Below are 17,158 nucleotides of genomic sequence, written 5' to 3'. Positions count from 1 at the left end.
GTCCCATTAGTGTTTAGATTTAATGAGTGCTAAAGCTTTATCAAAATCAAATTCTTGTAGAGCACCATCAAGTTGCTTTAGTTGATTTTGGGTAAGCCCCAGTAATTGGCTTTGCTCTATGTTTTGCACTATCTCAAGCGCATCGGTATCGTTCTGTTCAATGGCGCTCTGCAATCGTTCATAGAGAGTAGGGTCAAAATTCGCTGTACGCTCAGGGTTATCGTTAGCCGCTGTATGAGAGTGTAAAACGCCACTCTCTCTTATTGCCTCAGTGGTTTGATTCAGAGCATTGAGTAGCTTCTTTTGAAGTTGTTCATTGTTGATATCAGATTCTAATGCACTACAGAGCTCAAATAACTCGTTCGCACCTATATTTCCTGAGACGCCTTTTAAGCTATGGATGTAACGTTTTAAATCGGAGGACGCTGCATTAGCGAGTTGTTCTCTAACTTGAGATAAATCAGAGTAGTGCTCATAAAAGCGTTGCAACAGTCGGCGATATAGCTGGTGGTTGTTATTCGCACGAGCAAGACCTTGGGACAAGGTGATGGTGTTAATGTCATGAAGTTTCACTGGTTGAGTATTAACATTAGAGTCGGAGCTGGAAGTGCTTACTTCTGACCCAATTTCGCGTTGAGGCGAGGTGATCCATCGAGCAAGGGTGCTGAACATGATGCCTACATCGATTGGTTTAGCTATGATGTCGTTCATCCCTGACTGGTAGGCGCGTTCTCTATCACGCTCCATCACGTCGGCGGTCATGGCAATGATAGGGATAGCTCGGTCATTGAGTGTGTTTCTTATTATCTCTGTTGCGCTGTAGCCATCGAGTACAGGCATTTGGCAGTCCATAAGAATGCCATCGAACGTCATTTGTTTATACAAGTCGATCGCGACTTGCCCATTTTGAGCTACGGTGACTTGGATGTTTTGGCTTTCCAAAAGTTCTACCGCTAATTCTTGGTTAATTTCGTTGTCTTCAACGAGTAATAGATGAGCTCCTGCTAGGTGTTGGACATTAGCCAAATGGGTTTGCTGCTCAAGCTCGTCACGGCTGCTACGGTGGTTTTCTATATCATATAAGCCAACTATCGCATCGAACAAGTGAGAGGCCGTTACTGGCTTATCGAGAATACTTGGTACGATAAGGCCACGCTCTTGAACTGAGTCAGCCAGAAGCTGGCGATCATAGGCTGTGAGCATCAAGATTTTAGGATTGAGGGACTCAGATTGCTGGATAGCATGAATGAGTTCAACTCCATCTTTACCGGGCATCTGCCAATCCGTAATAACCACATCAAATGCGGAATCTGATTGTGCAGCGTGATTGAGTGCGTCGATTGCGCTATCAACTCCATTAGCGCTTCGAACATTAAAGTTGAGTGATTGCAGAATATCTTCAACGATAAGGCGCGCACTGGCGTTGTCATCCACAATCAGGATGTTGAGGTGGTTCAATGATGTTGGCACGACAATCGGTTTGGTTTCTAGCACTTGGCTGCGCTTCATGTTAATTGTGAACTCGAAGGTTGAGCCTTCGCCAAATTGACTCCTAACCTCAATGTCTCCGCCCATCAACAAACAAAGCTCCTTACTGATGGCTAAGCCTAATCCGGTTCCCCCATACTTGCGTGTGGTGGAACTATCGGCTTGGGTGAACTTATTGAAGAGCTTTTGAGTTTGTTCTGGTGTCATTCCAATGCCAGTGTCAGAGACCGCAAATCTTAACGTGACATCGTCATTCTCTAAGTTGTCTGCGGTGATAGTGATTTTGACTTCGCCTTGTTCGGTAAACTTCACAGCGTTATTGGCAAGATTGGTCAAGATTTGCCCCAATCTTAATGGGTCACCGTAAAGTGCTGTTGGTACGTCTTTTGAAGTATGAATAAGCAGCTCTAAACCCTGCTCCGACGCCTTAAGCCCAACCAAATTAGAAATATTGTCCAAGACGTTTTCGAGTCTAAAATCTACGTGCTCAATGTCGAGTTTACCCGCTTCGATTTTTGAGAAATCGAGAATGTCGTTGATAAGTCCGAGTAAGGTATCAGCCGACAGCTTTACTTTTTGAATATAGTTGCGTTGTGCCTTAGTTAAATCTGTTTTTAAAGCGAGGTAACTCATGCCTATGATGGCGTTCATTGGGGTTCTGATCTCATGGCTCATGTTCGCCAAAAAATCCGATTTAGCTTGGTTTGCGTAGTCTGCTTCATCTCTGGCAATAGCGAGCTTATCGGCAGACTTTTCAAGCGCAGCGTGGGATTTGTTGGCGAGCAAAACAATAAAAACTATGGTGCTCATGAAAATGATGCCGCCGATGGCAAGATAGAAAGAGATTTGAGATGAGTTCTCTACAATGTTTTGCTGGTGTTCAAAATCAGGTTCAATAACTTTGAAGGCTTTCAGATAGGCATTATCAAGCGCCGATGATTGTTGGGCGATAGCTTGTTTCTGCGTAAATAACTGTTCGAATAAAGCGAGATATTGCGTCAACTGCCCCTTAATTTTCCCAAGCGTTTGTTGTTGGGTCGCATCTGAAATATGCGGTATCAAATCTGCCAATCGTTGTTGGCTCTCTTTGATAGTTCCTTCAATTTGCTCGGCAATATCTTGCTGTTCGTTGAGTGTTTGTACCAAGGAGAAGTCGCGTTCGTACTGAGTGGTATCGCTAAATAGGGAACGTAATGTCAGCAACTGAGCGGTAGTGGAGAGTTTGACGTTGGTTTGTTGTTGTATGTCGTTTAGTTCTTGTTGATAGGCGGCTAACTCTTTTTGTAAGCTCGTTCTCAGCACTACACTCGCTCGTGTAAACTCTTCCCCCGCCGAATCGATCTGGGCGGCGATGTGCTGCTGCATTGGAGCGGTAACTAGTTTGAGGTTTCTGAGCTGAATGACCGCAGTTAAATACCGATTTCGAGCGTTATCAACCAGTGTCAGTTTGTCCTTAGCAGCCTGCGTAACCATCTTTGGTTGCAGAGCTCTAATTTGGTTACGCACTTCATTGAGGCCAAATTGCAGTTGTTTGTAATCTTCATTATTCGGTTCGAGGATAAAAGACTTTTCATGACTTCGAACTGTAGAAATACGACTTGCTAAATGATGGCTTTCAATAGCGATTTGAGCACTAGCATCAATGTGTTGACGCATGCTTTCGACTAACGCGACCTGTTTTTCTATCGAGACTTTAAGATCGACCTGCATCTCTTCTACATCATAAATAGACGTGTCCGAATTTGAGGTAAGAGCAACGCGGGTGGTTCTTTCTTGGTCGTTAAGTTCTACGTATTCGGTAAAAGTTGTCTTGTAATCTTGAAGTAGCGCCTTTACTTCTTGATTGACCTGCTCGGAAAGCTGGGAATCGGCAAGCAGGTAGGCCATATCAATATGTTCAAAGGTTTTTTCAGCCTGCGGATGGGTGGGCGATAGTGCGTAATTGCGCTCATGCAGCTTAATGCTATCTATGGCGGCACGAAGTTGAGCGCTTTGAGCGTAATTGTCGACAGTTTCAAAACGAAGATTGAGTTTTGACCAACCTATTGACCCGGCTATCACCAATAATGTCACTGCGATGAAAAAGCCAATAAGAATGCGTTTTGAGTCGAGATTTTGTCCGATAGGAAAATTCATGGAAATCCTTTAAACCAATGTAGTTCTAGTCTTTAAAAGCATCTCGAATGGCGAGAATATCATCCAATTTGCTGATGAAAATTGGTACTAAACTTGGATCGAAGTGAGTTCCTGCATCGCGCTCTAGTAATGCGAGCGTTTCCTCAATGGACCAAGCCTTTTTATAGGGACGCACACTGGTCAGTGCGTCAAACACATCGGCTATTGCGACGATTCTTGCACTCAGCGGGATTTGCTCTCCTTTCAATTGGTTGGGGTAGCCACTGCCGTCCCATTTTTCATGATGGTTTAACGCAATTTCTTGCGCCATTTGTAATAGCAGCGAATCGCTGTCACCAATAATGTCACCGCCAATTTCGACATGCTTCTGCATGACGGCCCATTCGTCGGCATCGAGTTTACCTGGCTTTCTTAACACGTTATCTGGAATACCAATTTTGCCGATGTCGTGCATTGGTGCGGCTTGAAATACCAGCTCAACCCAGCGCTTACTAACGTTTAGTTGTGAGGCGAGAATGCGTGAGTAGTGGCTCATCCGCACTACGTGCATACCAGTCTCGTTATCTTTGTACTCTGCTGCTCGTCCCAAGCGTTGGATGACTTCCAAACGGCTTTGTTCAAGCTGAGCCGTTCTTTCACGTACTTTGATAGCAAGTTCGAGATTTTGATCGTACAGCGCAATATGTGTCTTCACTCGAGCTAACACAATGGGTGGACTAATGGGTTTGGTAATATAGTCCACCGCGCCCAACTCAAAGCCTTTCTGCTCGTCGACCACTTCACTTTTCGCGGTGACAAAAATAATAGGAATATCAGCGGTTAGTGGATTGGCTTTTAGTGTCTCGCAAACCTCATAACCGTCCATTTCGGGCATCATGATATCGAGCAATATCATATGAGGTTTAGGTGTGGAGAGGGCGATTTGTATAGCTTTCGCGCCGCTTGTCGCCGCTTTCACTTTGTAATGTTCATTCAAAGAGCCAGCAATGGCATGGATATTATCGGGAATGTCATCAACGACAAGCACCACAGGTTTTTCTTGGTTGTCTGTATGCATAAGTACGAGTCCTTGTACCGAAAATGCAGAGATAAGGCTTTTAAGAATAGACAAGGTTTCGTATGTGTTACAAACAATTAGCTCACTATGAGATTAATATCGCACCAAGATTTGCTTTAACGATTAGGGGAAGCTTCATGATGCAGCCATTCCATTTTCTCATAGAGGTTGATAATTATTCGTTTGTAAAAATGCCATGTTAGAACAAAAATTAACCAATAAAGGATAAGTGGTTAACTGAGGGCGGCTGCGTGGGTAGTGTATTTCACCGACATTGTTCAGATACTTTGCCAAAAGTGAGCTTTGGCGAAGGCGTGTATTTGATTGATTCAGAAGGTCGATATTATTTAGATGGATGCGGAGGGGCGGCGGTCTCCAACCTTGGTCACAACCATCAGCGAGTAAAAGCGGCGATTCAAGCTCAATTAGAGACTATTCCATATGCTCATACAGGGTTCTTTACCAGTGAAAGCAGTGAGAAATTAGCGCAGCGAATCGTGTCGTTAGCCCCAGAATCTTTGCAGCATGTGTACTTTGTTAGTGGTGGTTCAGAAGCGGTGGAGTCAGCGCTTAAAATGGCACGCCAGTATTACGTTGAGCGCGGTATGGTGTCCAAAACTCAATTTATCGCAAGGCGACAAAGTTACCATGGCAATACATTAGGGGCGCTCTCTGTTGGAGGCAATGAGTGGCGACGAGAACCGTTTCGTCCTCTGCTTTCCTCTGCTCACCATATTGCGCCTTGTTATGCCTATCGTGACCAATTGGCGTCAGAAACTGAAGACCAATACAGTCAGCGTATTGCCAATGAACTTGAAGCGAAGATACTCGAACTTGGGGCGGAAAATGTGATGGCATTTATCGCCGAACCCGTCGTAGGGGCAACTGCGGGGGCAGTACCTGCGACTCAGGGCTATCTGCAGCGCATAAGAGAGATTTGTGACCAATATGATGTATTGCTGATTTTAGATGAAGTGATGTGTGGAGTCGGCCGAACGGGGTCTTTCTTCGCATTTGAGCAAGACGAAGTAGTACCCGATATTGTGACCATGGCGAAAGGTCTGGGAGCTGGATATCAGCCCATTGGCGCTGTACTTGTTCACGAAAAAATCTATCAGGAAATAGCCAATGGTTCCGGGTTTTTTCAGCATGGTCATACCTTTATGGGACACCCAATGGCGTGTGCGGCGGCACTCGCGACTGTGGAAATCATCATAGAAGATGACTTACTAGCTCAGGTGGTTTCTAAAGGGGAAATGCTTAAGCAAAAGCTTTTCGAAGCGTTGGGGAATCTCGATATGATTGGTGATATTCGAGGTAGAGGATTGTTTATCGGCATTGAATTGGTTTCTGACAAACATTCAAAATCCCCGCTTGCTATCCAAACTCAAGCGCACAAATGGATTAAATCGTTGGCGATGGAGAATGGTTTAATGTGTTACCCAATGGCTGGGACGATCGACGGTACACACGGTCACCATATTTTACTTGCGCCTCCGTTTATTATTAGTGAGATCGAAATGGATGAACTGGTGACCAAGCTGAAAAAAACGCTACTTTTAGCAGAAGAAAAGTGGGCCCGCTTATGAGTAACCTAACAATGCCATCGCAGTCGGCTATTATCGTTGCGCCTAATGGCGCAAGAAAAACGCAGAAAGATCATCCTGCACTGCCCGTCACTCGTGGAGAGATTATCCAAGATGTTATTGCTTGCCGAAGTGCAGGTGCCGCAATGGTACATCTGCATGCTCGCAATGAAAAAGGGCTGCACTCGTTAGACGTTGCAGACAACCTCCCGCTGTATAACGAACTAAAAGATGCTGTTGGAGACAGCATTATGGTGCAATTAACAACAGAAGCGGTGGGCCAATATCAACCTGAGCAACAAAGGCAATTGATCAAAGCCGTCAAACCAGAAGCGGCGTCATTTGCGTTAAGTGAGTTGATTCCAAATGATGAACACTTGAGCGAGTCGGCCGAGTTTTTTCATTGGGTTGCACAGCAAGGCATTATTGCTCAATACATTCTTTACAGTGCTGACGATCTTGATCGTTATTTTCGACTGATTGATCAAAAGGTCTTGCCTGATCACGACCATCACCTATTACTTGTTCTCGGACGCTATAAGCAAGGACAAGTAGCAACACCTCAAGATCTTGTGCCATTTCTTAGTTGTCGATTATTTGAACTGCGTCACCGTTGGGCGGTCTGTGCGTTTGGTCAATTTGAACACAATTGTTTAACGGCTGCTATGCTTATGGGGGCTGACGTTAGAGTTGGGTTTGAAAATAATCATTATGACAATCAAGGTGCTATTGCTACAAACAATGCATCTTTAGTGAACCAGCTTTGTAAGACGTCAGCGGCGCTTAATATAGATTTACTGAGCGCTACTGAATTTAGAAACAGTCTTGCCATTCGCCAGTAATTAAGGAGTTTACTGGTTTCTGAACCCTACGACAGGAAAGGAATAACTATGACCAAATTAAAAACCATGTTGACCGTGTCTGCTGCATGTATTGCCATGGGAGGAGCAACTCTCGCGCAGGCAGAAGACCGATTTGTAACTATCGGAACCGGTGGCGTAACAGGGGTTTACTATCCAACGGGTGGTGCTATTTGTCGTCTTGTAAATAAAAACCGAGCTGAATTCGGTGTGCGTTGTTCGGTAGAAAGTACCGGCGGTTCGATATACAACATCAATACCATTCGAGCTGGCGAATTGGATTTAGGTATAGCCCAGTCAGACTGGCAATATCATGCATACAATGGCACCAGTAAGTTTGCGGAAGCTGGTCCATATAAAGATCTTAGAGCGGTATTCTCTGTTCACGCTGAACCATTCACTGTGGTGGCGCGTGCGGATTCTGGTATTGAAAGCTTCGAAGATCTTAAAGGTAAGCGAGTCAATATCGGTAACCCTGGTTCCGGTCAGCGCGGGACTATGGAAGTCTTGATGCAAGGTTACGGTTGGGACAAAGATGTATTCAAACTGACTTCAGAGCTAAAAGCATCTGAGCAGTCTAAAGCATTGTGTGACAACAAAATCGACGCAATGATCTACACCGTAGGCCACCCAAGTGGTGCGATTAAGGAAGCGACAACGTCTTGTGATAGCCGCATTGTATCGGTAACTGGACCAGTGGTAGATAAGTTGGTTGAAGACAATAGCTTCTACCGTAAAGCGACTGTTCCGGGTGGTATGTATAACGGTAATCCAGACGATGTGATGACGTTTGGTGTGGGTGCAACATTCGTTACGTCTACTGCTGTGCCTGATGATGTGGTTTATGCCATCGTTAAGTCTGTATTTGAAAACTTTGATGATTTCAAACGTCTTCACCCTGCTTTTGCTAACCTGAAGAAAGAAGAAATGATCAAAGATGGTTTGTCAGCACCATTGCATCCAGGTGCCGTGAAGTACTACAAAGAAGCGGGTTTGATGGACTAACAAACTCTTTTAATGCAACACTCTTCAAAGCCCAGCGATGTAATGCTGGGCTTTTTTATTAATGGTCGAGGGGTCACTGTGACTAGCAACGAAACTGCTCTTCTAGCCATTGGTTGAACAGATAGACTAGCTTGTTGTCGCGACGATGATTTGGGGTGATGGCATAGTAACCGTACTGACTCACTAAACTAAGAGCGAGAGGGTTACTCAACTGCTTTGCTTCAATTAAAGGGTCGACCATAAAATCAGGAAGAAGAGCGAGCCCACAGTTTGCTTTTACAGCCTCCAAAGACATAAAGAAATGCTCGAATCCGACGCCATAAAAATTCATCGGTGTATCAGGGCAAAATTGATTTCGAAACTTTTCCCATAGTTGCGGTCGAGTAATATGAGGAATAAATTGGTAAACTTCCAAATCTTGGTGGCTGCGAATAGGATGATGCTCGATAAGATCTGTTGAGCCGACCAAGCGCAGCGTCTCTATGTGTAGCAGAGTGGCATTTTCGTAATGGGTAGCGATTGGTAAACAGCGGATTATGATGTCACTTCGCGCGTTCAAGCCTTTAATGGGACCATCACCTGTTTTTAGGTTGATTCGTATACTGGCGTTTTGCGACCGAAAGTCTTGCAATGCGTTGATCAACCATAAGCTGGCAAAAGATGGCGTGACATCAAGGTTTAATACCGCCTCGTTGTTTTCAGACTGCTTGAGCCTTGCCGTTGCAGATTGAACACTTTCCAAGGCTTCGATAATACTAGGCAAATATTGCTCACCAATAGATGTAAGTCGAATCCCATCAATGTGTCGCTCAAACAGTGCTTGACCAAGTTGCTGCTCTAGTGCCGCGACTTGTTTACTGACGGCTCCTTGAGTTACACACAGCTCCTGTGCAGCCTTTGAAAAACTGAGGTTGTGCGCCACTGCCACGAAGGTTTTGAGCGCTTTGATAGAAGGTAAGCCTGAGCTGCTACTCATAGTGTTTTCCCGAACTTGTCTACTTGATACCTCGACGATGAATATCCGAGATGCTAATTACGCCAACACACTCATCGCGTTCATTGACAACAGGTAGTGCTGAAATGGCATTATCAAGCATTAAGTTCAACGCATCGTATGCTTTTACTCGCGCACTTGTTTGTTTGCCGTTGGTGGTCATATGCTGTTCAATTTTGTCCTCTAGAACGGCGCCATTGGCGAGCGCTCGTCTTAAATCTCCGTCCGTGAAGACACCTACGAGCGTCGTTTGACGACAAATGGCGATAAGCCCTTTACCACTCTCACATAGTACGCTGATCGCTTCTGCTAAGCTTTGTTCTGGTTGGCAAATGGCATTGTGTTCAAACTCGGAGATTACGTTGCCGACTGTCGTAAGTAGTTTCGCTCCGAGAGCACCAGCAGGGTGAGACTGTGCAAAATCAATACTGTCGAATTTGCGAATTTTCATTGCAGTAATCGCTAAAGCATCACCCATGATTAATGTGTTGACTGCGCTGGATGTTGGAGCGAGTCCGAGTGGACATGCTTCGCTGTCTATGGCGATGTTGACCACACAATCACTGTTCTGCGCCAAATGAGATGAAGTGTTGCCAGTCATACCGATGATAGAAATCCCGCGCTCTTTTAATATCGGCAGCATAGTCTTAAATTCGGCAGATTCGCCTGAGTTTGAAATCAAGATCACTAAGTCTCCTTTAGTGATCATCCCTAGGTCTCCGTGAAGTGCTTCCGCCGGATGAACGAAAAAGGCAGGTGAACCCGTTGAAGCCAGTGTTGCGGCCATCTTCTTGCCAATGTGCCCAGACTTGCCTATTCCAGACACAATTATCTTGCTTTGACAGTTAACGATGTGCGACACCGCTTGCGCAAAATTGTCCTCCAATCGTCCCAATAGCTTCTGAGCTTCTGCTATCTCGGCATTAATGACTTGTGTGGCGTATTCGATGACTTCTGTCTTGACGACTTGCATGGCGATGTGTCCTACGAGCTGAACGATATAGATATTGCTGCCTAGTGTTTCACACCTCTGGTAAAGAGCAAGTTGTAATTTTCATTATTTTCATTATTGGGATCTCTCTCAATCTTGGTGTCTAGTTGAAAGTTAAGATTTTCATTTCATGGAAAGGAATGCAGAACGATTGGCTGTTATTGAAATCTGATTCAAAGGGGGTGTTTGTATGTATCTGATTTTTAAAGATATACACTCTCTCGTGCTCAATTCTATCTCTTTTATTACTTTCATTATTTTTATTTTTGCTTTCATTTATTTTGTGATTTGAATCAATAAATGAAAAATATTAACTTTCAAAATGAAAATAATAATGAAAAAGTAAAAAGGCAATCAGCACTTATCCTTGAAACAAAAGAGGTCAACATGGACTTTATAATTCACTCAGCGGAATGGTTTATCGGGCTATTCCAACAAGGCGGAGAGGTCTTTACCGGAATGGTAACAGGCATACTTCCTCTCTTAATTTCATTACTTGTCGCCATGAACGCATTGATACGTCTCGTTGGACAAGACAAAGTAGAAAAACTGGCACAGCGTAGTGCTGGCAACCCTGTATCTCGTTATCTGGTTCTGCCTGTTGTCGGTACCTTCATTTTCTGTAACCCAATGACGTTGAGCTTGGGTCGTTTTCTTCCTGAGAGATACAAACCTTCTTACTACGCGGCTTCTTCGTACAGTTGCCACTCCATGAATGGCCTGTTCCCTCACATTAACCCTGGTGAATTGTTTGTTTACCTTGGTATCGCTAACGGTATTACTCAGCTGGGTCTACCACTAGGTCCTCTAGCTGTGAGTTATCTACTAGTCGGCATGGTAACTAACTTCTTTAGAGGTTGGGTGACTGACTTTACTACTGCAATGGTAGAGCGTCAGCAAGGTGTTCAACTAGAACGTACTGTTCACTTCCAATCATAAGAGGCCTGTGTCATGTCAAACTCATTAATTATTAATAAAGGTAATGGCGGCTGGGGTGGTCCTCTATGTTTGCCAATCGAAGCAGGCAAGAAAATTGTCTACATCACTGGTGGTACTCGACCAGATATCGTTGACCGTATTGCCGAACTGACGGGTTATGAAGCAGTAGATGGTTTCAAAACTTCAGTACCAGATGAAGAGGTTGCTGTCGCGATTATTGACTGTGGTGGGACGTTACGTTGTGGTTTATATCCGAAGAAACGTATTCCAACAGTAAACATTCACTCGACAGGGCAAAGTGGTCCTCTAGCGCAATACATCAAAGAAGATATCTACGTCTCTGGTGTGAAACCGGAGAACATTCAGCTTTCTGATGCGCAACCAACAGTGACCCTAACTCCGGAGCCAGCAGCAAACGAGTCAGCTCGTTTTGCGACGGACAAAAAACTGACTGAACAAAGCGATAGCCTGTTGGCACGTATCGGTATTGGTATGGGCTCGGTCATGTCGACGTTTTTCCAAGCTGGCCGTGACACGATTGATACTGTATTGAAAACCATTCTGCCATTCATGGCGTTTGTATCCATGCTTATCGGCGTAATTATGGCTTCAGGCTTCGGTGATTTGATCGCGTCAGCGCTGACACCATTAGCACAAAGTCCATTTGGTCTCGTTACTCTAGCTCTGATCTGCTCTTTCCCGCTGCTATCACCGTTCTTAGGCCCTGGTGCAGTAATCGCACAGGTTATCGGTGTGCTTGTCGGTGTACAAATCGGTGCAGGCAATATCCCTCCGCACTTAGCGTTACCAGCATTATTTGCGATTAACGCACAAGCGGCGTGTGACTTTATCCCTGTTGGTCTTGGCTTAGCAGAAGCAAAACCGCGAACTGTCGAAATTGGCGTTCCATCAGTACTTTACTCGCGATTCTTAACTGGTGCTCCAACCGTATTAGTCGCTTGGTTTGTATCAATGTTCATCTATCAATAAGTAAAACAGTAACTCCCAAAGGAATCTAAAAATGACCAAATTATACCAATCAACCATCAAGCATGTCGGTGAACTCGCAGAAGAAGCGTTGGCAGACAACATGATGATTCTATTCGGTGAAATGGCACCGGCAGATGCCGCTGAGTACTGTTTTATCCACTCTCACGATAGCTTGAAAGGCAATATTAATGTGGGCGGAACGTTACAGCTTGGTTCGAATGAATACCCTATCACTGCTGTTGGTGAGGTGGTGAATAAGAACCTTTCAGAACTCGGCCACATCACGATTCGGTTCGATAGCTTGAACGAAGCGGAATATCCAGGGTGTTTGCATGTGAGTGGATCTGTTCCTCACTGCAACATCGGAGAAACCATCTCTTTCTCATAAGGTTAACTAGATTCCAATCGGTATTTTGGCCTCTGCAGATGCTTTGAAACACTCTCCCAAAGTGGAATGTAGAGGCCCTTTTTAAAGAATTAAATTTGTAAGAATGTCGGAGTATTTATGTGTAAAACAGCGTTAGTAGTCGGTGGCGGACAAACATTGGGTGCCTTTTTATGTGAAGGCTTGGCAGCAGATGGCTATCGCGTAGCCGTAGCAGATTTAAACGGTGATAATGCTCAGCAGATTGCTGATAAGATTAATCAAACTTATGGCGAAGGCATGGCGTTTGGTATTGCCGCTGACGCGACCGATGAGATGTCGGTTATCAATATGACCAAAAGTGTGGACGAGGTGTTTGGTAGAATCGATTTGATGGTTTACAGTGCAGGCACTGCTACCGCCGCTAAAATTGACACCTTCCCTATGGATGCATGGCAACGCTCATTAAGCGTTAACCTAACAGGTTACTTCCTGTGTGCACGTGAAGCGTCAAAAATCATGATTCGTGAAAATCGTGGAGGACGCATTATTCAAATTAACTCTAAATCAGGCAAAGTTGGGTCGAAACACAACAGTGGTTACTCGGCGGCTAAATTTGGTGGCGTTGGCTTGACGCAATCTTTAGCTCTTGATTTGGCTGAGCACAAAATTACCGTGCATTCATTAATGCTAGGTAACTTGCTACAGAGCCCTATGTTCCAATCACTGAAGCCTCAATATGCGAAAAAACTGGGTGTCAGTGAAGAGGAAGTTGAGCAAATTTATATTGATAAAGTGCCGCTAAAAGCAGGCTGCGATTATCAAGATGTATTGAACGTACTGAAGTTTTACGCGAGTGAACAAGCCGCGTACTGTACAGGACAATCGATTAATATCACTGGCGGACAGGTGATGTTCTAGTTCCCCCACTAGGTGATGTCTTGTGCTCCTGATGCTACGTTAGGTAGCAATTTCAAGGGCAGAATATCTGCCCTTATTTAAACAGTTAGAGAGGTGTTTTGTGGACTCAACAACTACATTAATTCTAGTGGCCATTGTGGCCTGGATTGGTCAAATTGCTTTGGGATTTTTTCAAATCCGCTCTTTCAATCGAATGGTTCAATCTATGTCACAGAAAGGGCATGTAAAGATCGGCAGAACTAAAAGTCGTTGGAAGGCGAGAACGCTCATTGTGGTTGCTGAGAATGACCAACAAACCATAGTGGATGCCAAAGTCCTAAATGGAATCTCTGTTTTTGCTAGACCTAAGACTTTGGACAAAATTGTTGGGCTAAGTTACCCATTATCCGCTGCGGTAATGAATGAACTAGCGAAAGGGACGCAAGAAGCCATCTCTGTTGCCTACGAAGGTTAACTAGGTCGCAGAATGTACCAAGAAATATAAACTTAGGTTTCTTTCTTTCACAGTGAAAGGGAAATTGTGTATAGTTTAAAAAAAATTAGTGATGGTGCATATGAACATTGAAAATAGACGTCAGAAGTTGGTGAACTATCTGAAACACGAGGGTAAGACCTCGGTAAATGATTTGGCAAACATTTTTGAAACATCAGGAGCGACCATTCGTACGGATTTGCGGACATTGGAAGAGGAAGGGTTGGTTGTAAGACGCTATGGGAGCGCAGAAGCTTGTGGTGCAAGTAAGATTGGTCAAGCCTCAATCGAGGATCGGTCAATGGATGAGAAGCAGACCTTGAATCTCGACCTCAAATCCGCCATTGCAAAGAAAGCGTGTGAGCTTATACGTGATGGTGATTCTATAATACTCGACTGCGGTAGTACTACATTACAAATGGTTCCTCATTTGGAAGATAAACTAGCGCTCACTCTAATGACCAATAGCATGCACATTGTAAACGCGATGGCACAATTAGAGCGCGAGCATACCGTGATTATTCCAGGCGGAACCTATCGTCGAATCTCTGCTTCGTTTCATGGCAAATTGGCTGAACAAGCTTTTAGTCAGTTCACTTTTGACAAGCTATTTATCGGTGCTGATGGTTTTGATCTTAACAGTGGAACGACCACATACAATGAAGCTTATCAAGTGAGCCAAGCAATGTACGAAGCGGCCAACGAAGTGATTGTCGTTTTAGATAGCAACAAATTTGGTCGTCGTAGCCCTAATGTTGTTGTGCCTTTGAAAGACATCGATGCCGTTATCACCGATAGTAATATTTCTCCAGAACATCTAGCAGAGCTAGAATCAAACAACATCAAAGTTTATCTCGTCTAATGTACTTCCCCCAGTGATACTGTAGGAATCTTGCCTACAGTATCTCCGTCGCAAAACTCTTCCTTGTTTACGCATTTACTTTTACATTAAGTGATATATTTTTTCACATAAAAAGTTAATTGGTGACTCCCTTCACGTTGCGAAAGTATATTTCTTTCATTTTGATAATGATAAGAGGAACAATATGGTTCAAAGTGTAAGGAGGATAACTTTGGACTACATGATTCTAGGCGCAGAATGGTTTATTGGACTATTCGAAAAAGGGGGCGAGGTTCTTTCTGATATGGTCACTGGCATCTTGCCGTTATTGGTCTGTCTGCTTGTCGCCATGAATGCACTTATTCGTTTTATTGGTCAACATAGAATTGAAAGGTTAGCGACAAAGTGTGCAGGCAATCCAGTATCTCGTTATTTGGTTTTACCTTTTATTGGGACTTTCATTTTTTGTAATCCAATGACACTAAGTCTTGGACGTTTTCTTCCTGAAAAGTACAAACCCTCTTATTACGCGGCTGCATCTTACAGTTGTCACTCCATGAACGGCATGTTCCCTCACGTCAATCCGGGGGAGTTATTTATCTATTTAGGTATTGCTGCTGGAATCACTCAGCTTAATCTGCCGTTGGCCCCGCTTGCTGTCAGCTATTTGTTTGTTGGTTTAGTGACTAACTTTTTTCGAGGTTGGATCACTGATTTGACGACAAGCATCATCTGCAAACAACAAGGCAGGGCGCTATCTGACAAGGTCGAAATTTCTAAGGAGGGCTCATGAGCATGATGTTAAAAGTCTCTGCGGGAAATGGAGGCTGGGGTGGTCCACTGTTTGTGCCTATTATTGCCGGAAAGAAAATTCTCTACGTGACCGGAGGAACCAAACCTGATTTGGTCACTGCCTTAGAAAATCTAACGGGATTGGAGAGTGTCGACGGTTTTAGACAGGTGCTTGAAGATGAGGATGTTGCATTAGCGGTTGTCGACTGCGGAGGAACGTTGCGATGTGGGCTGTATCCTAAAAAAGGCATCCCGACATTAAACATCCACGCGACAGGGCAAAGTGGTCCTCTTGCTCAATTCATCAAAGCAGATATCTATGCCTCTTCGGTAACTCCTCAGTGTATCGAATTGGTTGAAGGTGAATCCAATAGCCACGCTGAGCCGGTTAGCCAATCTGAGACGCCTCCTCAATACGATACGTCTCAGAAGTTAAGCGCCCAGTCGGACGGGCTGATCGCTAAGGTCGGGGTTGGCATGGGCTCGGTCATGTCGGTTTTTTATCAAGCTGGCCGCGACACTATCGACACGGTGCTTAAAACTATTCTGCCCTTTATGGCATTTGTTTCCATGCTGATTGGCGTCATCATGGCATCGGGGATTGGTGATGTGATTGCCAACCTGCTGTCGCCGTTGGCACAGAATCCTTTGGGACTGGTGACGTTGGCATTGATCTGCTCTTTTCCGTTGCTTTCTCCATTTTTAGGCCCTGGCGCAGTGATCGCTCAAGTCATTGGTGTGTTAGTTGGGGTACAAATTGGTGCGGGACATATTCCGCCTCATTTGGCGCTTCCAGCTCTGTTTGCAATTAACGCTCAAGCTGCGTGTGATTTTATACCTGTAGGACTTGGACTGGCAGAAGCTAAGCAAGAAACGGTAGAAATTGGTGTGCCTTCGGTGCTTTATTCTCGCTTCCTGACGGGGGCTCCAACAGTCCTGTTTGCTTGGTTCGTCTCAATGTTTATTTATCAATAAGGGATGATGATGGGTTATCAATTTCGAGCCAATATTGTGAGCGTCGGAGAGTTTGCACAAGAGGCGCTTCAAGATGATATGTTGATACTGTTTAATGATTCTGCGCCAGAAGATGTGGCTGACTATTGCTTTATTCATGATCAAGCGGAGTACTCCGGCGAACTGTCTACTGAAAGCACCTTATTGATTGATGAGGAGCCTTATGTTGTGACCTCTGTGGGCAGTGCGGCAAATACCAACCTGAAAAACCTAGGTCATATCACTATTAAGTTTGACGGAAACCTCACTCCAGACCTCGCAGGTACGGTCCATGTACTTGGAAGGAAAAAACCGCAGCTGGAATCGGGTGTGTCGTTGATTTTTGGTTAGTGTGTTAATTGGAACGACGCGTTACTTCTCTGGTGTAATCGCATAGTACCTAAGAAACATCAAATCGGCGGGAGTGGTGTCAGCGAGGTGATGAATAGTTGCTGGTGTGAGGCCATGGTCGAGTAGGGTTTCCCAGCTTTGGCACGCTTTGTTTATCTTTTCTTTGTTTTGTCCTTGCTTCTGTTCGACTCCCTGTCTAATGAGGCGTATCTGTTCTCCAATCCAGTCCTCGGATAGGCTGGTGATTCCCATAGTCCTTGATGGCAAACCGCTAGAGTTGTGGTTGGTCGTTATCATTGGCTATCTCTCGTTGCTTCATTAGATGGGCAGTGTAATGAAAGTGGTTTGGCAAATGTATGAGCCGAGCTAGGGTTGAGA

The 17,158-nt window shown here is 44.6% G+C and carries 17 protein-coding genes; 12 read left to right on the top strand and 5 right to left on the bottom strand.

All coding sequences use genetic code 11. The annotated features are described in order from the left end of the window. Positions 1–6: 6 nt before the first annotated feature. Both HOP38_RS17400 and HOP38_RS17395 read right to left on the bottom strand, forming a co-directional pair. A complete protein-coding gene (locus tag HOP38_RS17400; protein WP_198558580.1) occupies positions 7–3,624 on the bottom strand; it encodes a response regulator in 3,618 nt (1,205 codons plus the stop codon). Positions 3,625–3,649: 25 nt separating this feature from the next. Next, positions 3,650–4,681, bottom strand: coding sequence for a response regulator (locus tag HOP38_RS17395; RefSeq protein ID WP_006070074.1), 1,032 nt, complete (start codon positions 4,679–4,681; stop codon positions 3,650–3,652). Between the two features lie 251 nt (positions 4,682–4,932). On the opposite strand from HOP38_RS17395, the gene HOP38_RS17390 reads away from it, so the two are divergent. From HOP38_RS17390 to HOP38_RS17380, 3 genes are read left to right on the top strand one after another with little or no spacing between them, the layout of a single operon-like run. Next, positions 4,933–6,270, top strand: coding sequence for an aspartate aminotransferase family protein (locus HOP38_RS17390; RefSeq protein WP_006070073.1), 1,338 nt, complete (start codon positions 4,933–4,935; stop codon positions 6,268–6,270). Further along, entirely contained in the window at positions 6,267–7,109 is an 843-nt protein-coding gene (locus HOP38_RS17385; protein WP_006070072.1) for a beta-keto acid cleavage family enzyme, read from the top strand. Before HOP38_RS17390 ends, HOP38_RS17385 begins: the two co-directional genes overlap by 4 nt. 48 nt (positions 7,110–7,157) lie before the next feature. Beyond that, the gene (locus tag HOP38_RS17380; protein WP_006070071.1) at positions 7,158–8,132 is read left to right on the top strand and encodes a TAXI family TRAP transporter solute-binding subunit; all 975 of its coding nucleotides are present in this window, start codon (positions 7,158–7,160) and stop codon (positions 8,130–8,132) included. A gap of 82 nt (positions 8,133–8,214) precedes the next feature. Here HOP38_RS17380 and HOP38_RS17375 read toward each other — a convergent pair whose 3' ends face one another. Both HOP38_RS17375 and HOP38_RS17370 read right to left on the bottom strand, forming a co-directional pair. Beyond that, a complete protein-coding gene (locus HOP38_RS17375; protein WP_198558579.1) occupies positions 8,215–9,108 on the bottom strand; it encodes a LysR family transcriptional regulator in 894 nt (297 codons plus the stop codon). Positions 9,109–9,127: 19 nt separating this feature from the next. Then, complete coding sequence (locus HOP38_RS17370; RefSeq protein WP_038230744.1) at positions 9,128–10,099, bottom strand: KpsF/GutQ family sugar-phosphate isomerase; 972 nt, start codon at positions 10,097–10,099, stop codon at positions 9,128–9,130. A gap of 405 nt (positions 10,100–10,504) precedes the next feature. Here HOP38_RS17370 and srlA (HOP38_RS17365) point away from each other — a divergent pair, with 405 nt between their 5' ends. The 9 genes from srlA (HOP38_RS17365) to HOP38_RS17325 all read left to right on the top strand — a co-directional run bounded on the left by srlA (HOP38_RS17365) (position 10,505) and on the right by HOP38_RS17325 (position 16,780). Beyond that, on the top strand, positions 10,505–11,056 hold the full coding sequence (gene srlA / locus HOP38_RS17365) for a PTS glucitol/sorbitol transporter subunit IIC (RefSeq protein WP_038230885.1): 552 nt from the start codon (positions 10,505–10,507) through the stop codon (positions 11,054–11,056). A gap of 12 nt (positions 11,057–11,068) precedes the next feature. Further along, complete coding sequence (gene srlE / locus HOP38_RS17360) at positions 11,069–12,046, top strand: PTS glucitol/sorbitol transporter subunit IIB (RefSeq protein ID WP_006075329.1); 978 nt, start codon at positions 11,069–11,071, stop codon at positions 12,044–12,046. Positions 12,047–12,077: 31 nt separating this feature from the next. After that, the gene (locus tag HOP38_RS17355) at positions 12,078–12,434 is read left to right on the top strand and encodes a PTS glucitol/sorbitol transporter subunit IIA (protein WP_006075328.1); all 357 of its coding nucleotides are present in this window, start codon (positions 12,078–12,080) and stop codon (positions 12,432–12,434) included. 117 nt (positions 12,435–12,551) lie between these two features. Beyond that, positions 12,552–13,331 (top strand): sorbitol-6-phosphate dehydrogenase, encoded by a 780-nt coding sequence (gene srlD, locus HOP38_RS17350; protein ID WP_062458724.1) that lies wholly within the window; start codon positions 12,552–12,554, stop codon positions 13,329–13,331. A gap of 100 nt (positions 13,332–13,431) precedes the next feature. Next, positions 13,432–13,785, top strand: a complete 354-nt coding sequence (locus tag HOP38_RS17345) for a transcriptional regulator GutM (RefSeq protein WP_006075326.1) — start codon at positions 13,432–13,434, stop codon at positions 13,783–13,785. A 100-nt stretch (positions 13,786–13,885) separates the two neighbouring features. Next, the gene (srlR, locus tag HOP38_RS17340) at positions 13,886–14,665 is read left to right on the top strand and encodes a glucitol operon DNA-binding transcriptional repressor SrlR (protein ID WP_038230883.1); all 780 of its coding nucleotides are present in this window, start codon (positions 13,886–13,888) and stop codon (positions 14,663–14,665) included. A gap of 211 nt (positions 14,666–14,876) precedes the next feature. Next, on the top strand, positions 14,877–15,437 hold the full coding sequence (srlA, locus tag HOP38_RS17335; protein ID WP_306305461.1) for a PTS glucitol/sorbitol transporter subunit IIC: 561 nt from the start codon (positions 14,877–14,879) through the stop codon (positions 15,435–15,437). Beyond that, on the top strand, positions 15,434–16,411 hold the full coding sequence (gene srlE / locus HOP38_RS17330) for a PTS glucitol/sorbitol transporter subunit IIB (RefSeq protein WP_038230741.1): 978 nt from the start codon (positions 15,434–15,436) through the stop codon (positions 16,409–16,411). The genes srlA (HOP38_RS17335) and srlE (HOP38_RS17330) overlap by 4 nt, the downstream gene beginning before the upstream one ends. A 9-nt stretch (positions 16,412–16,420) precedes the next feature. After that, positions 16,421–16,780 (top strand): PTS glucitol/sorbitol transporter subunit IIA, encoded by a 360-nt coding sequence (locus tag HOP38_RS17325; RefSeq protein WP_006075322.1) that lies wholly within the window; start codon positions 16,421–16,423, stop codon positions 16,778–16,780. A 21-nt stretch (positions 16,781–16,801) separates the two neighbouring features. On the opposite strand, the gene HOP38_RS17320 is transcribed toward HOP38_RS17325, so the two are convergent. Then, complete coding sequence (locus tag HOP38_RS17320; RefSeq protein WP_198558578.1) at positions 16,802–17,077, bottom strand: hypothetical protein; 276 nt, start codon at positions 17,075–17,077, stop codon at positions 16,802–16,804. Between the last annotated feature and the right edge of the window lie 81 nt (positions 17,078–17,158).

Source organism: Vibrio mediterranei (assembly GCF_013364395.1).
Classification (GTDB): domain Bacteria; phylum Pseudomonadota; class Gammaproteobacteria; order Enterobacterales; family Vibrionaceae; genus Vibrio; species Vibrio mediterranei.
Note: the sequence above shows the minus strand (reverse complement) of the source record. Positions and strands in the feature narration are given on the sequence as shown.